The organism is Flavobacterium ammoniigenes, assembly GCF_020886055.1.
Lineage (GTDB): Bacteria > Bacteroidota > Bacteroidia > Flavobacteriales > Flavobacteriaceae > Flavobacterium > Flavobacterium ammoniigenes.
Genome location: NZ_AP025184.1, coordinates 1,668,472 through 1,682,243, shown reverse-complemented (window position 1 = coordinate 1,682,243; position 13,772 = coordinate 1,668,472). Strand labels below are relative to the sequence as shown.

At 36.2% G+C, this 13,772-nt stretch carries 14 protein-coding genes and 1 tRNA gene; 13 read left to right on the top strand and 2 right to left on the bottom strand.

The features are described 5' to 3' along the window. The first annotated feature begins 14 nt into the window (after positions 1-14). From LPC21_RS07770 to LPC21_RS07760, 3 genes are all read left to right on the top strand, one after another. On the top strand, positions 15-158 hold the full coding sequence (locus LPC21_RS07770; protein WP_229316598.1) for an SsrA-binding protein: 144 nt from the start codon (positions 15-17) through the stop codon (positions 156-158). A gap of 94 nt (positions 159-252) precedes the next feature. Further along, positions 253-326 (top strand) — tRNA-Arg (locus tag LPC21_RS07765). A gap of 205 nt (positions 327-531) precedes the next feature. Next, the gene (locus LPC21_RS07760) at positions 532-1,101 is read left to right on the top strand and encodes a pentapeptide repeat-containing protein (RefSeq protein ID WP_229316597.1); all 570 of its coding nucleotides are present in this window, start codon (positions 532-534) and stop codon (positions 1,099-1,101) included. 43 nt (positions 1,102-1,144) lie between these two features. Here LPC21_RS07760 and LPC21_RS07755 read toward each other — a convergent pair whose 3' ends face one another. Both LPC21_RS07755 and glyA read right to left on the bottom strand, forming a co-directional pair. Continuing rightward, the gene (locus tag LPC21_RS07755; RefSeq protein WP_272490534.1) at positions 1,145-1,732 is read right to left on the bottom strand and encodes a MiaE family protein; all 588 of its coding nucleotides are present in this window, start codon (positions 1,730-1,732) and stop codon (positions 1,145-1,147) included. Positions 1,733-1,844: 112 nt separating this feature from the next. Then, positions 1,845-3,119: a serine hydroxymethyltransferase gene (gene glyA / locus LPC21_RS07750; protein ID WP_229316595.1), complete on the bottom strand. Its 1,275-nt coding sequence runs from the start codon at positions 3,117-3,119 to the stop codon at positions 1,845-1,847. Between the two features lie 577 nt (positions 3,120-3,696). Between glyA and LPC21_RS07745 the strand changes: the two genes are divergently transcribed. The 10 genes from LPC21_RS07745 to argH all read left to right on the top strand — a co-directional run bounded on the left by LPC21_RS07745 (position 3,697) and on the right by argH (position 13,752). Next, positions 3,697-4,314, top strand: a complete 618-nt coding sequence (locus LPC21_RS07745) for a GNAT family N-acetyltransferase (protein ID WP_229316594.1) — start codon at positions 3,697-3,699, stop codon at positions 4,312-4,314. 7 nt (positions 4,315-4,321) lie between these two features. Further along, positions 4,322-5,515 (top strand): argininosuccinate synthase, encoded by a 1,194-nt coding sequence (locus tag LPC21_RS07740; protein ID WP_229316593.1) that lies wholly within the window; start codon positions 4,322-4,324, stop codon positions 5,513-5,515. Beyond that, complete coding sequence (gene argC, locus LPC21_RS07735; protein ID WP_229316592.1) at positions 5,508-6,485, top strand: N-acetyl-gamma-glutamyl-phosphate reductase; 978 nt, start codon at positions 5,508-5,510, stop codon at positions 6,483-6,485. The genes LPC21_RS07740 and argC overlap by 8 nt, the downstream gene beginning before the upstream one ends. Positions 6,486-6,506: 21 nt before the next feature. Beyond that, positions 6,507-7,646: an aspartate aminotransferase family protein gene (locus tag LPC21_RS07730; protein ID WP_229316591.1), complete on the top strand. Its 1,140-nt coding sequence runs from the start codon at positions 6,507-6,509 to the stop codon at positions 7,644-7,646. A 4-nt stretch (positions 7,647-7,650) separates the two neighbouring features. Continuing rightward, positions 7,651-8,847, top strand: coding sequence for a glutamate-5-semialdehyde dehydrogenase (locus LPC21_RS07725; RefSeq protein ID WP_229316590.1), 1,197 nt, complete (start codon positions 7,651-7,653; stop codon positions 8,845-8,847). Next, positions 8,831-9,601 carry a glutamate 5-kinase gene (proB, locus tag LPC21_RS07720; protein WP_229316589.1) on the top strand — a complete coding sequence of 257 codons (771 nt, stop codon included), beginning with the start codon at positions 8,831-8,833 and terminating at the stop codon, positions 9,599-9,601. Before LPC21_RS07725 ends, proB begins: the two co-directional genes overlap by 17 nt. A 70-nt stretch (positions 9,602-9,671) precedes the next feature. Beyond that, positions 9,672-10,619 carry an N-acetylornithine carbamoyltransferase gene (locus LPC21_RS07715; RefSeq protein WP_229316588.1) on the top strand — a complete coding sequence of 316 codons (948 nt, stop codon included), beginning with the start codon at positions 9,672-9,674 and terminating at the stop codon, positions 10,617-10,619. After that, entirely contained in the window at positions 10,609-11,394 is a 786-nt protein-coding gene (argB, locus tag LPC21_RS07710; RefSeq protein WP_229316587.1) for an acetylglutamate kinase, read from the top strand. Before LPC21_RS07715 ends, argB begins: the two co-directional genes overlap by 11 nt. Next, positions 11,391-12,461 (top strand): M20 family metallo-hydrolase, encoded by a 1,071-nt coding sequence (locus tag LPC21_RS07705; protein ID WP_229316586.1) that lies wholly within the window; start codon positions 11,391-11,393, stop codon positions 12,459-12,461. The genes argB and LPC21_RS07705 overlap by 4 nt, the downstream gene beginning before the upstream one ends. 10 nt (positions 12,462-12,471) lie before the next feature. Then, on the top strand, positions 12,472-13,752 hold the full coding sequence (gene argH, locus LPC21_RS07700; protein ID WP_229316585.1) for an argininosuccinate lyase: 1,281 nt from the start codon (positions 12,472-12,474) through the stop codon (positions 13,750-13,752). Positions 13,753-13,772: the final 20 nt, after the last annotated feature.

The window sequence follows — 13,772 nt, the reverse complement described above, 5'->3', positions numbered from 1 at the left end:
TACCAAAAAAACAAATGTTCAAAGTCTTAGCTCAAATTAACAAAGTTCTGTTACCCAGTTTTACCAAACAACGCTTGGATGTGACTAAAGCAAAGAAATGGCAAATGGCATTGATAGGCTATCGCTATTACGTAACCTGTAGAGCCTTAGATAAATAAATATAGAAATTAGTGGCTATCCAAAAAAAGCAGTTATTTTTTAATTTTCAATTTGGATATCTACCATTTTTACCTATATTTGCACCCGCAACAAGGCCTCGTGGCGCAACTGAATAGCGCATCTGATTACGGCTCAGAAGGTTACTGGTTTGAATCCAGTCGAGGTCACAAATAATTACAATTAAAAGAAAAAACGCCAAGCTCGCTTGAGCGTTTTTTTGTTTTTATTGTATTTTCAAAGCGGAGCTTTATTGGATGTTTAATCCAGTCAAATAATAAATCAAGCTCGCTTGAAATTGTTTTTGGATTTTTTTTTCAAAGCGGAGCTTTGTAGGATATATAATCCAGTCAATAAATATTTTTCCATCAAATTATGACAACCTACTTCTTTGATTTGACCTACCAAGACACCACTTATGGTGAAGAGGATTTGCACCTCAAAGAATTTGAATCTTGTCAGTTTAATAATTGTGATTTTACCGCTTGTAATTTCATAGGAGTGACTTTTATAGAGTGTACTTTTACCAATTGTAACTTCAACAGCACTAAACTCAACCATACCGCCTTACGAACCGTACACTTCAATAACTGCAAAATGCAGGATATTAATTTCTCGATGTGCGATAAATTGATTTTTGAAATAGCGTTTAGTCGCTGTAATTTGGATTTCTCCAAATTCTATACATTAAAGCTAAAAGAAACACAATTTAAAAACTGTAGTCTAATTGCTGTTGATTTTATGGCAGCTGATTTGTCTGAAGTTGTGTTTGACAATTGCGATTTGTATCGTGCGGAATTTGACAAAGCCAACGCCTCAAAAGCCAATTTTAAAACCAGCTACAATTACACCATTAATCCAGAAAAAACCAAGATTAAAAAAGCTGCTTTCGCTTTAGAAGGTCTTAAAGGATTATTGTATAAGCACAATATTATTGTGGAGTAATTCAATTATAAAATTTAACTTTTAATCTTGATTTTTGATATTGCTACCCGTGAACGGTTTCACCTTTACCATAATTGGTAATAATAGAAGCTTCAAAATCCAACCATTCTCGCCAGCGTTTTTCTACATCAATACCTTCTCCATATTTACGGGCATAGCTAATAAAAGTGGTGTAATGTCCTGCTTCACTTTCCATCAAATCACGGTAGAAAGTAGCCAATTCTTCGTCTTCAATATTTTCAGAAAGGACTTTAAAACGTTCGCAACTTCTCGCCTCAATCATGGCCGAAAACAACAAACGTTCTACTAAGCCAGAAACTCGACTTCCCGTATTACTTCGTTTCATGTACAGATACAATTCATTTACATAATCGTCTTTGCGTTCGCGACCTAATTTCAGACCGCGTTTGATGATGATATTGTGAACTTGTTCAAAATGGTCAATTTCTTCTTTGGCCAAAGCCAAAAGATCCTGAACTAAATCTTGATGCTCCGAATTGTGTGTGATTATGGTAATGGCATTGGTAGCTGCTTTCTGTTCGCACCAAGCGTGATCCGTTAGAATTTCTTCAATGTTTTTCTCAACAATATTGACCCATCTTGGGTCGGTTGGCAATTTTAATCGTAGTATGGACATTTTGAATTGGAATTAAAAAGGAGGTAAAAATAAAAAAGTTTAAAGTGTTGCGAAAACAAGGTTAGCACAAAACTTTAAACTTTTAAATTAAATAACAAACGCAATCTTAGAAAACGAATATGGCTCTTTCGCTCATCATTTCGTTAACTTCAGCAGCTACTTCTTCGATTACATCTTCGTCTGTGTGATTCATTAAGACTTTATCGATAAGGGCTACGATAGTTTCCATATCTTCTTCTACTAAACCACGAGTCGTGATTGCAGCAGTTCCCACACGAATTCCAGAAGTAACAAATGGCGATTTGTCATCAAAAGGAACCATGTTTTTATTTACTGTAATTTCAGCTTTTACCAACGCATTTTCAGCGTCTTTACCCGAAATGTTTTTATTTCGCAAGTCGATCAACATCATGTGATTGTCTGTACCACCAGAAATGATTTCGTATCCCCTTTTTACAAAAGCGTCAGCCATAGCTTTCGCATTTTTTTGCAATTGCATCGCATACGTAAAGAATTCATCTTGTAAAGCTTCTCCAAAAGCAACCGCTTTAGCAGCGATGATGTGCATTAATGGTCCACCTTGATTTCCAGGAAAAACAGCTAAGTCCAATAAATTAGACATCATTCTGATTTCACCTTTTGGAGTGGTTAAACCAAATGGGTTTTCAAAATCTTTACCCATCAAGATCAATCCACCACGTGGTCCACGTAATGTTTTGTGAGTTGTTGTAGTTACAATATGACAGTGAGGCAATGGATCGTTCATCAACCCTTTGGCAATCAAACCTGCTGGATGCGATATATCAGCCAATAAAATAGCGCCAACGCTATCTGCAATTTGTCTGAAACGAGCAAAATCCATATCGCGAGAATAAGCCGAAGCTCCAGCGATAATTAATTTGGGTTGTGATTGGGTTGCAATTTCTTGAATTTTATCATAGTCTAATCTTCCTGTTTCCTTGTCCACTCCATAAAAAACTGGATTGTACAAACGACCAGAAAAATTCACAGGAGAACCGTGAGTCAAGTGACCACCGTGAGCCAAATCAAATCCTAAAATAGTATCCCCTGGTTTAATACAAGCGTGATACACTGCAGTATTGGCTTGAGAGCCTGAGTGCGGTTGAACGTTAGCATATTCAGCACCAAATAATTCTTTGGCTCTGTCAATGGCAATTTGTTCTACAACATCCACTACTTCACAACCGCCGTAATATCTTTTTCCAGGATATCCTTCTGCATATTTGTTAGTCAAAACAGAACCAGCTGCTTCCATTACTTCGTCACTTACAAAGTTTTCTGATGCAATTAATTCTATTCCGTGAATTTGTCTTTCTTGTTCTTCTAGGATAAGGTCAAAAATTTGTTCGTCGCGTTGCATTTGTGTAGTTTTTGTTAATTTGAGGCAAAAATACAAAAAAACGTCGGCTAAATAATAGCTTGTCTTTATAAAAGACGTAGTAGTTTTTAACAAACTAATTAACAACAAAGTCTTGCCGTTTTATTACTACCTAATTGATTCAAAAATCATTTGATAACAAAACCATAAAACAATACCAAAGAGTTCTAAATTTAAACATCTTAACATTGCTATGTAAAAATGTTAGAAAACCCAGAATTAACCCCTTGTTATAAAAAAAGTTGTATTTTTGCTGGCGATGAATAAAAACAGTTTACATATAACTTCTTTATCACGGACAAATACACTTTCGACTTCTCCCGAAGTACGGACACTATCGCTATAGTTTCCATTTGTGTTTTTAACCTTTTATTCATTTTTCAACTTATTGTTTTGAAATCATTTTCGTTTTACATTGGATATCTAAATCCAAAGAATTTTCTTTTAAATCACTCAAACACAATCACTAATCGAATGTATTCGTTTGTGTCTGTTTTGGATTTAAATTATTGTATTCCAATCATAATTGTTTCATTTAATTATAAAATTAACTCTTGAAATGAATATTAAAATTGTTGTAACTCAAGAAGAGCATTATCAATTTGCGAATGAAATTTGTGAAACTATAGAAACCTCTGCCAAATTGAGAGGAACTGGTATTGCAAAAAGAACACCCGATTACATTCAAAAAAAGATGGAAAACCAAGATGCTATCATCGCTTTAGTCGATGGTAAGTTCGCAGGTTTTTGTTATATTGAAAGTTGGCAACACGGAAAATTTGTGGCGCACTCAGGTTTAATCGTGCATCCCGATTTTAGAAATCATGGTTTAGCCAAAAAAATCAAATCCAAAGTGTTTGATTATTCGCTAAAAAAATATCCTGATGCTAAAGTATTCGGAATCACTACAGGCTTAGCCGTAATGAAAATCAATTCCGATTTAGGATACAAACCGGTTCCGTTCTCTGAATTGACTACTGATCCTAGTTTTTGGAAAGGATGCCAAACCTGTACCAATTATGATATCTTAAAAAGCAAAGACAATAAAATGTGTTTGTGTACCGGAATGTTATACGATCCAAAAGAGAAACAAAAGATTCCGCCAAGACATCCATTCAATGTAAAAGTTCTCAACCGATTAAATAAAATTAAAGAAGCCTTATTCTTAAAAAAATAATTATACCATGAAAAAAGTTGTATTAGCCTATAGCGGTGGATTAGACACCTCGTATTGCCTAAAATATTTGAAAAACGAAAAAGGATACGAAGTCCATACTGTATTAATCAATACCGGGGGATTTGATGACGAAGAGTTACAAGCTATCGAAGATAGAGCCTATGAATTAGGAAGCGCCCAACATGCTAACCTTACGATTCTAGACAAATATTACGATAAAGCGATTAAATATTTGATTTATGGTAACGTATTGAAAAACAACACCTACCCTCTTTCTGTAAGTGCTGAACGTGTTTTTCAAGCTATAGAAGCCATCAAATACGCTAAATCTGTTGGTGCCAATGCTATTGCTCACGGAAGTACCGGTGCTGGAAACGATCAAATTCGTTTTGATTTGATTTTCCAAACCATTGCTCCTGAAATTGAAATCATCACGCCTATTCGTGATTTAAAATTATCACGTCAAGAAGAGGTAGATTATTTGGCTAAAAATGGTGTTCATTATTCATGGGAAAAAGCACAATACTCAATAAATAAAGGTCTTTGGGGAACTAGCGTGGGTGGAAAAGAAACCCTAACTTCTCACGAAGCCTTACCAAGTGAGGCCTACCCTTCGCAATTGCAAAAACAAGGGGAAGAAAAAGTAACATTAGAATTCCACGAAGGACAATTGGTTGCGGTAAATGGAAAAAAAGATACACCTCCAAACAACATTGTGATTTTAGAAAAAATGGCGAATGCCTATGCGATCGGTAGAGACATTCATGTAGGAGATACAATCATTGGAATCAAAGGACGTGTTGGTTTTGAAGCCGCTGCTCCACTAATTATTATCAAAGCGCATCATTTACTAGAGAAACATACTTTGGGTAAATGGCAACAATATTGGAAAGAACAATTAGGCAACTGGTACGGGATGTTATTCCACGAAGGACAATTCCTAGATCCTGTGATGCGTAATATTGAAACTTTTTTAGAAGACACTCAAAAAACTGTGAATGGAACGGTGACGGTAACCCTAAAACCCTATCATTTCTCATTGGACGGAATCGAATCTAAAAACGATTTGATGAACACCGGATTTGGACAATATGGCGAAATGAATAATGCTTGGACATCGGAAGATGCCAAAGGATTCATTAAGATTTTAGGCAATGCACAAAATATTTTTTCATCTGTAAATCAACTGAGTCATGATTAAAGTTGGAATAATTGGAGGTTCAGGCTATACTGCTGGGGAACTCATCCGAATTTTGATGTTTCACCCCAATGCGACTTTGGATTTTGTTTACAGTACAACTAATGCTGGCAAACCTTTATCCATTGCGCATCACGATTTGATGGGTGATATTGAAATGAATTTTACTGATCAAGTCAACCCTAACGTGAATGTGGTTTTCTTGTGTTTGGGTCATGGAAAATCAAAAGCATTTTTAGAACAAAACCAATTTTCAAAAGATACTAAAATCATCGATTTAGGAAACGATTTTAGACTGACTAAAGACGCTGAATTTGATGGAAAGCAATTTGTTTACGGTTTGCCGGAATTGAACAAAGCAGCTATAAAATCAGCAAATTATATCGCTAACCCAGGTTGTTTTGCTACGGCTATTCAATTGGCTTTACTGCCATTGGCCAAAAATGGATTACTTAACGAAGATGTCCACATCAACGCTACTACTGGAAGTACAGGAGCTGGAGTTAGTCCATCGGAAACGACCCATTTCAGTTGGAGAAACAACAATATGTCGCATTACAAAGCTTTTGAACACCAACATTTGGGTGAAATCAATCAAAGCATTCAACAATTGCAGGCAGGTTATCCAAACGAGTTAGTATTTGTTCCTAACCGAGGGGATTTTGCTAGAGGAATTTTTGCGACTTTATATACCAACATTGAAGAAAGTTTGGAAGATATTGTTGCGAAATACGAAGCTTACTATGCGGATCAACCATTTGTAACAGTCACTACTACTAACATCAACATGAAGCAAGTGGTGCAAACTAACAAATGTATCATCAGTTTGATGAAAAGAGGAGACCGGCTTTTAATCACTTCAATAATTGACAATTTAACCAAAGGCGCCTCTGGACAAGCGATTCAAAACATGAACTTGTTATTTGGCCTAGACGAAACCACAGGATTGCATTTAAAGCCTTGTGGATTTTAAAAACAATTAAAAAATTGAAAAATGAATTTATTTGACGTTTATCCTTTATACAATATCACCCCTGTAAAAGCAGTAGATTGTATTATTACAGATGCTAATGGAGTGGAATACTTAGATTTATATAGTGGTCACGGCGTAATTTCAATTGGCCATACCCACCCTTATTATGTAACTAAATTGAAAGAACAATTGGACGCCATTGGTTTTTATTCCAATGCGATTCAAAACCCATTGCAAGTTGAACTAGCAGAAAAACTTGGGAAATTATCAGGATATGAAGACTATAGTTTGTTTTTGTGTAGTTCAGGGGCTGAGGCCAATGAAAATGCGCTGAAACTCGCTTCATTCCACAACAACAAATCACGTGTGATTGCTTTTGACAACTCCTTCCACGGAAGAACTTCAGCAGCAGTTGCTGTTACCGATAACAAAAAAATTGTAGCGCCATTAAACGCGCAACAAATAGTTAGCTTTTTGCCGTTGAACCAAATTGAATTGGTTGAAACCGAATTGAAAAAAGGTGATGTATGTTGTGTAATTATAGAAGGAATTCAAGGCGTGGGTGGATTGGACGAAGGAACAACTCAATTTTTCCAAGACTTAGAAAAAATCTGCGCTCAATACGAAGTAGTTTTAATCCTGGACGAAGTACAGTCGGGTTACGGAAGAACCGGAAAATTCTTCGCACACCAACACCACAATATCAAAGCCGACATTATTTGCTTGGCCAAAGGAATGGGGAACGGTTTTCCAATTGGTGGTATTTTAATTGCTCCTAAATTCAAAGCAAGTTACGGTTTATTAGGAACTACGTTTGGCGGAAGTCATTTGGCTTGTGCTGCGGGAATTGCCGTTTTGGATGTCATTAAAGACCAAAAATTGATGGACAATGTAAACGAAGTTTATGCCTATTTCTTGGAAGCCATCAAACAAATTCCTGAAGTAAAAAAGGTAAAAGGAAAAGGATTAATGCTGGGGGTTGAATTTGATTTTGAAATCAATGAGCTGCGTAAAAAGATGATTATTGACAAGCATATTTTCACTGGAAACGCCAATAACAAAAATCTATTACGAATCCTTCCGCCTCTGACAATCAACACAAAAGGTATCGATACTTTTATCATAGCTTTAAAAGAAGCTTTACAAGAAATTCAATCTTAATTTCATGAGCACCCTACTTTCAATTGCCAAACGAAATGCTGTTTTAAGCCGAATGGCCACCCTTCTTGAAGAAGAAAGAGCCAGTCTTAAAAGTAGTAATCAACAAGACTTGGATAATTATTCTGGGGCTGATTTGGCTATGGAAAAACGCCTTTTGGTGGATGATGCTAAAATTGACGGAATGATTTTGTCGATGCAACAATTGGCAAGCCAAGAAGATCCTATAGGAGTAGAACGTTTTCATTTTGTTCATGAAAAAGGAATGAAAATCACCAACAAAACCGCAGCTTTTGGCACCGTGATGATTATTTACGAATCACGTCCAGATGTTACGGTTGAAGCGGGTGGTATTGCTTTTAAATCGGGAAATAAAATTCTATTGAAAGGCGGTAAAGAATCCTTGCTTTCTAATCTGAAAATTGTCGAATTATGGCATCAGGCTTTGAAAGAAAATGAAGTTGCTGAAAATTGGGTAGAATACCTCAATTATAATAGAGCTGAAACCCAAGCTTTTCTTGAAAAACCAACACAGCGTGTGGACTTAATAGTTCCTCGTGGCGGTGAACAATTAATTGCTTTTGTAAAACAACACGCCACCTGCCCTGTAATAGTGAGTGGTCGTGGGAATAATTTTGTTTTTGTCAATCGAGAAGCCGATCTACAAAAAGCAACAGATATTATAATTAACGGAAAAACATCCAATATATCGGTTTGCAATGCTTTGGACAAAGTCTTAATAGATACTAATTTGGATCATTGGGAGACATTTGCTCAACAAATAGTCAACCAATTACAAGAACACAACGTAACAGTTTTGGGAGACCAAAAAGTTGCTAATGCAACAGGTATTCCACAAATTGAATCGGATTTAATTTGGTACGAAGAGTTTTTAGATTATAAAATTGTCATTGGAACAGTCGGTTCTAATCAAGAAGCTATCGCTAAAATCAATCAGTATTGCGGTGGACATTCAGCCTCCATTATTACTGAAAACGAACCAACTGCTCAAGAATTCATGGACAATGTCGATACAGCAGCCGTTTATCACAATGCCTCTACCAGATTTACTGATGGTGGACAATTTGGATTGGGAGGCGAATTAGCTATAAGCACAGATAAATTACACCAACGCGGCCCAATTGGCTTGCAGCATTTGGTGACAAACAAATGGTACATATACGGAGATGGACAAATCAGGTAAGAAAAGAATATTATTAAAAATAGGCAGCAATACGCTCACCAAAGAAACCAATCATATTTCGAGAGGAAAGATTGAAGACATTGGGATGCAAATTGCAGCATTGAAAGACGATTACGAATTTGTCATTGTGAGTTCAGGGGCAATTGCTGCAGCGAAACAGTTTGTAAAATTGGAAGCGCCCGACAATGAAATTTTTGTCAAACAAGCATTGGCTTCAATTGGTCAACCTCATTTGATGCGGATTTTTCATGAGAATTTCAGCGATCTTGGATTGCATACCTCTCAATGTTTGCTTTCGTATTCTGATTTTGAAAAAACCGAAACTAAAGTTAATATTGTCAACACGATTGATGTATTGGTTAAAAACAGTTACATCCCCATTATCAATGAGAATGATACGGTTTCAACAGATGAGATCAAATTTGGAGATAACGATAAATTAGCCGCTTTGACTGCGGTTTTATTGGATGTAGATCTATTGATCATTGCAACTAATACTAACGGAATTTACACTAAAGCATCATTCAAAGATCAATATCCAGAAACGATTCGTTTGGTAACCGATTTACAAACTTTAGAAAATGAAATTGGAGAGGCTAAATCCTCTCATGGAACAGGCGGTATGCAATCTAAAATTGATTCGGCGGCTATTGCTAAAGCAGCGAATATAGAAACCTGGATAGTCAACGGATTAGAAGATAATTTTATTTTAAATGCATTAGAAAACAAGATTCCATTTACGAAGATTAAATAAAACACAAGCGAGTTATCCAATTTTTGAATACGAATAAACGATAACTCAATTAAATAATATACTTAAAGTTATGAATTACATCAACATACAAGAAATAGATTCGCTTCAAGAATGGGTAAAAGAAGCAATTGCCATCAAAAAAAATCCATTACAACATAAATCTTTAGGCGAAAATAAAACCTTAGGAATGTTGTTCTTTAACCCGAGTTTACGAACGCGTTTGAGCACGCAAAAAGCGGCACTGAACCTAGGAATGAATGTGATGGTGATGAACTTTACTAATGAAGGTTGGACGCTTGAATTTGAAGATGGTGCCATAATGAATCAAGGTGCTTCAGAACACATCAAAGAAGCGGCGCAAGTCGTTTCACAATATTGTGATATTATTGCGATTAGAGCTTTTGCAGGATTGACCGACAAAGAAAAAGACAATGCAGAAACTGTACTTTCAGGATTTTTAAAATACGCCACAGTGCCAATCGTGAACATGGAAAGTGCAACAGGACATCCTCTACAATCTTTGGCGGATGCCATCACAATGGAAGAGCACAAGACAGCGCACCGTCCAAAAGTAGTTTTGTCATGGGCGCCACATCCAAAAGCGTTACCACAAGCCGTTGCGAATTCGTTTGTCCAAATGATGCAATTGCAAGAGGCTGATTTTGTGATTACCCATCCAGAAGGATACGAATTGAATCCGGAAATCACCAAAGACTCGAAAATTGAATACGATCAAAATAAAGCCTTTGAAAATGCCGATTTCATTTACACCAAAAACTGGAGTAATTACAAGGAATATGGCAAAGTAACTAATCTAGATCCGAACTGGACCGTTACTGCGGAAAAAATGAAGTTGACCAATAATGCGAAATTCATGCACTGTTTGCCCGTTAGACGTAACGTAATTGTTGCGGATGAAGTAATTGACAGCGCTAATTCAATTGTAATCGAACAAGCCAATAATCGTACGTATGCAGCACAATTAGTTTTGCAAAAAATATTGAAAGATGGTAAATAAGCAATCGGTATCCATTATCAAAATTGGCGGGAATATTATTGATAATCCTGCAGAATTAACTTCGTTTTTAGCTGATTTTTCTGCTTTGGAAGGTAATACTGTTTTGGTTCATGGTGGCGGAAAATCAGCCACTAAATTAGCTCAAAGTATGGGATTAGTTCCCCAAATTATTGATGGACGAAGAATTACCGATGCAGCCATGCTTGAAGTGGTGGTTGGCGTTTATGCAGGTCAAATCAATAAAGAAGTCGTGGCGCAATTACAAGCTAACGGCTCCAATGCAATGGGGTTTTCAGGAGCAGATGGGAATTTAATTCTTTCCGAAAAAAGAAATCACCCTACGATTGACTTCGGTTTTGTGGGCGATGTAAAAAAAGTGAATACGAGTTTGTTATCCAATTTATTAGAAACTGGAATTACGCCAGTATTTTGCGCCATTACTCACGACGGAAAAGGTCAGTTATTAAATACCAATGCTGATACAATTGCAAGCGAATTAGCGATAGCTTTGTCTTCATTTTATGATGTTACACTCACCTATTGCTTTGAAAAACAAGGTGTTTTATTTGATGCAGAAGATGACTCTTCGGTGATTGAAGCAATCAATCCTGACTTATATGCCAAATTAAAAGCAGAGGAAGCTATTCATTCCGGAATGATTCCTAAATTAGACAACTGTTTCAATAGTTTATCCAAAGGGGTGAAACAAATTAAAATTGGACACCACCGTATGTTGCAAAACAAAACGGCTACTTATACAACAATTACTTTATGAAGACTATAGAAATCCTTACACAAGAAGCTATTACTTTATTAAAAGCACTAATTGAAACCCCTTCCTTTTCGAGTGAAGAAGATCAAACTGCTCTTTTAATCGAGTCTTGGTTTACCCAAAATGGAATTCCGTTTCAAAGAGAGAACAATAATGTATGGGCGTTCAATTACCATTTTGACAAAAGCAAACCAACACTATTATTAAATTCACATCACGATACTGTCAAACCTAACCAAGGTTATACCAATGATCCATTTACAGCCATTGAAAAAGAAGGTAAATTATTTGGTTTAGGAAGTAATGATGCTGGGGGCTGCTTGGTTTCATTATTAGCAACTTTTGTTCACTTTTACCAACAAGAAAACTTACCATACAATATGGTTATGGTGTCTTCTGCAGAAGAAGAAAGTAGTGGTAAAAAGGGTTTGAATAGTGTTTTACAACACTTACCCGAATTGGATTGCGCGATTGTTGGCGAACCTACACTAATGCAATTGGCTATAGCCGAAAAAGGATTATTAGTGTTAGATGTTGTTGTCAAAGGAACTGCTAGTCATGCAGCACACCAAAATGAAGATAATCCAATTTACAACGCAATGAATGTAATTCATTGGTTTAAAACTTATCAATTTGAAAAAATATCAGAAGTTTTAGGACCCGTAAAAATGACTGTAACTCAAGTGAATGCTGGAAAACAACACAATGTAGTTCCTGCCGAATGTCATTTGGTTGTCGATATCCGTGTGAATGATTGTTATACCAATGCCGAAATATTAGCGACGGTAAAAAGTCATGTTAACGCAGAAGTCAATCCGAGGTCGATGCACTTGAACGCTTCGTTTATTCCGTTAGAACACGGTTTGGTACAAGCTGGAATTGCGTTAGGAAGAACTACCTATGGTTCGCCAACACTTTCCGACCAATCGGTTTTGAGTTGCCAATCCTTAAAATTAGGACCAGGAGAAACACTTCGCTCCCACTCGGCTGACGAATTTATATTTATTAATGAAATAGAAGAAGGTATTCAGTTGTATATCAAAATTTTAACTGATTTCTTTAAACAATAAAATACGAACTATGAAACTTTGGGAAAAAGGAATTGCAACCGACAAACAAATCGAACATTTCACTGTTGGAAATGATCGCGAATTGGATTTGGTTTTAGCCAAATACGATGCGTTGGGTTCTATAGCGCACGCTAAAATGTTAGGACAAATTGGTTTGTTAACTGCTGAAGAAACAACTTCATTGGTTACTGCTTTGGAAGAAATCATCAAAGAAGTAGAAGCTGGTAAATTTGAAATCGAAGATAGCTTTGAAGACGTACATTCTAAAATTGAATACCTACTCACTATCAAATTAGGAGATGCTGGTAAAAAAATTCATACCGCTCGTTCTCGTAATGACCAAGTTTTAGTGGACGTTCATTTGTATCTAAAAGATGTTGTCAAAGAATTAAAAGAACAGGTAAAAGTTCTTTTTGATTTGTTAATGGAATCGGCAGATAAGCACCAAAATGTGTTACTGCCAGGTTATACGCATTTACAAATTGCCATGCCCTCGTCTTTTGGCATGTGGTTTTCGGCTTATGCTGAAAGTTTGATTGACGATATTACGATGTTGAATGCAGCGTTAAAAGTAGTAGATCAAAATCCATTAGGTTCAGCAGCCGGTTACGGAAGTTCCTTTCCAATTAACCGAACGTTTACCACTCAAGAATTGCAATTTGAAACTTTGAAATTCAATGCTGTGGCAGCACAAATGAGTCGTGGTAAAGCAGAGAAAACAGTTGCTTTTGCCATGAGTAGCGTGGCAGCTACTTTGGCTAAGTTTTCAATGGATGTTTGTTTATACATGAGTCAAAATTTTGATTTCATCAGTTTACCATCGCATTTAACCACAGGTTCTAGCATCATGCCACATAAAAAAAATCCGGATGTATTTGAATTGATTCGTGGCAAATGCAACAAAATTCAAGCATTACCGTATGAAATCACATTGATTACTAATAACTTGCCAAGTGGTTATCATAGGGATTTACAATTGCTAAAAGAAGGATTGTTTCCAGCTATACAAAATTTAAAAGCTTGTTTGGATATCGCCATTTTCGCCATAAAAGACATTACAGTAAAAGAACATATCCTAGACGATAAAAAATACGATTACCTCTTTACTGTTGATTCATTAAACGAAATGGTAGTTGCAGGTATTCCATTTAGAGATGCATACAAAACAGTTGCTGAGAAGTTGGAAAATGGCACCTTCCAATCCCCAAAAGCTACGAAACACACCCACGAAGGAAGTATCAATAATTTGTGTTTGGATGCTATAAAAGACAAAATGAAACGTTCCTTTTAATTCAAATATTCTTATAAAAA

What these genes read in the sequence shown, in the direction of transcription:
- LPC21_RS07770 (WP_229316598.1), top strand. Translation starts at nt 15, where the DNA reads ATGTTCAAAGTCTTAGCTCAAATTAACAAAGTTCTGTTACCCAGTTTT.
- LPC21_RS07760 (WP_229316597.1), top strand. Translation starts at nt 532, where the DNA reads ATGACAACCTACTTCTTTGATTTGACCTACCAAGACACCACTTATGGT.
- glyA (WP_229316595.1), bottom strand. Translation starts at nt 3,119, where the DNA reads ATGCAACGCGACGAACAAATTTTTGACCTTATCCTAGAAGAACAAGAA.
- LPC21_RS07745 (WP_229316594.1), top strand. Translation starts at nt 3,697, where the DNA reads ATGAATATTAAAATTGTTGTAACTCAAGAAGAGCATTATCAATTTGCG.
- LPC21_RS07740 (WP_229316593.1), top strand. Translation starts at nt 4,322, where the DNA reads ATGAAAAAAGTTGTATTAGCCTATAGCGGTGGATTAGACACCTCGTAT.
- argC (WP_229316592.1), top strand. Translation starts at nt 5,508, where the DNA reads ATGATTAAAGTTGGAATAATTGGAGGTTCAGGCTATACTGCTGGGGAA.
- LPC21_RS07730 (WP_229316591.1), top strand. Translation starts at nt 6,507, where the DNA reads ATGAATTTATTTGACGTTTATCCTTTATACAATATCACCCCTGTAAAA.
- LPC21_RS07725 (WP_229316590.1), top strand. Translation starts at nt 7,651, where the DNA reads ATGAGCACCCTACTTTCAATTGCCAAACGAAATGCTGTTTTAAGCCGA.
- proB (WP_229316589.1), top strand. Translation starts at nt 8,831, where the DNA reads ATGGACAAATCAGGTAAGAAAAGAATATTATTAAAAATAGGCAGCAAT.
- LPC21_RS07715 (WP_229316588.1), top strand. Translation starts at nt 9,672, where the DNA reads ATGAATTACATCAACATACAAGAAATAGATTCGCTTCAAGAATGGGTA.
- argB (WP_229316587.1), top strand. Translation starts at nt 10,609, where the DNA reads ATGGTAAATAAGCAATCGGTATCCATTATCAAAATTGGCGGGAATATT.
- LPC21_RS07705 (WP_229316586.1), top strand. Translation starts at nt 11,391, where the DNA reads ATGAAGACTATAGAAATCCTTACACAAGAAGCTATTACTTTATTAAAA.
- argH (WP_229316585.1), top strand. Translation starts at nt 12,472, where the DNA reads ATGAAACTTTGGGAAAAAGGAATTGCAACCGACAAACAAATCGAACAT.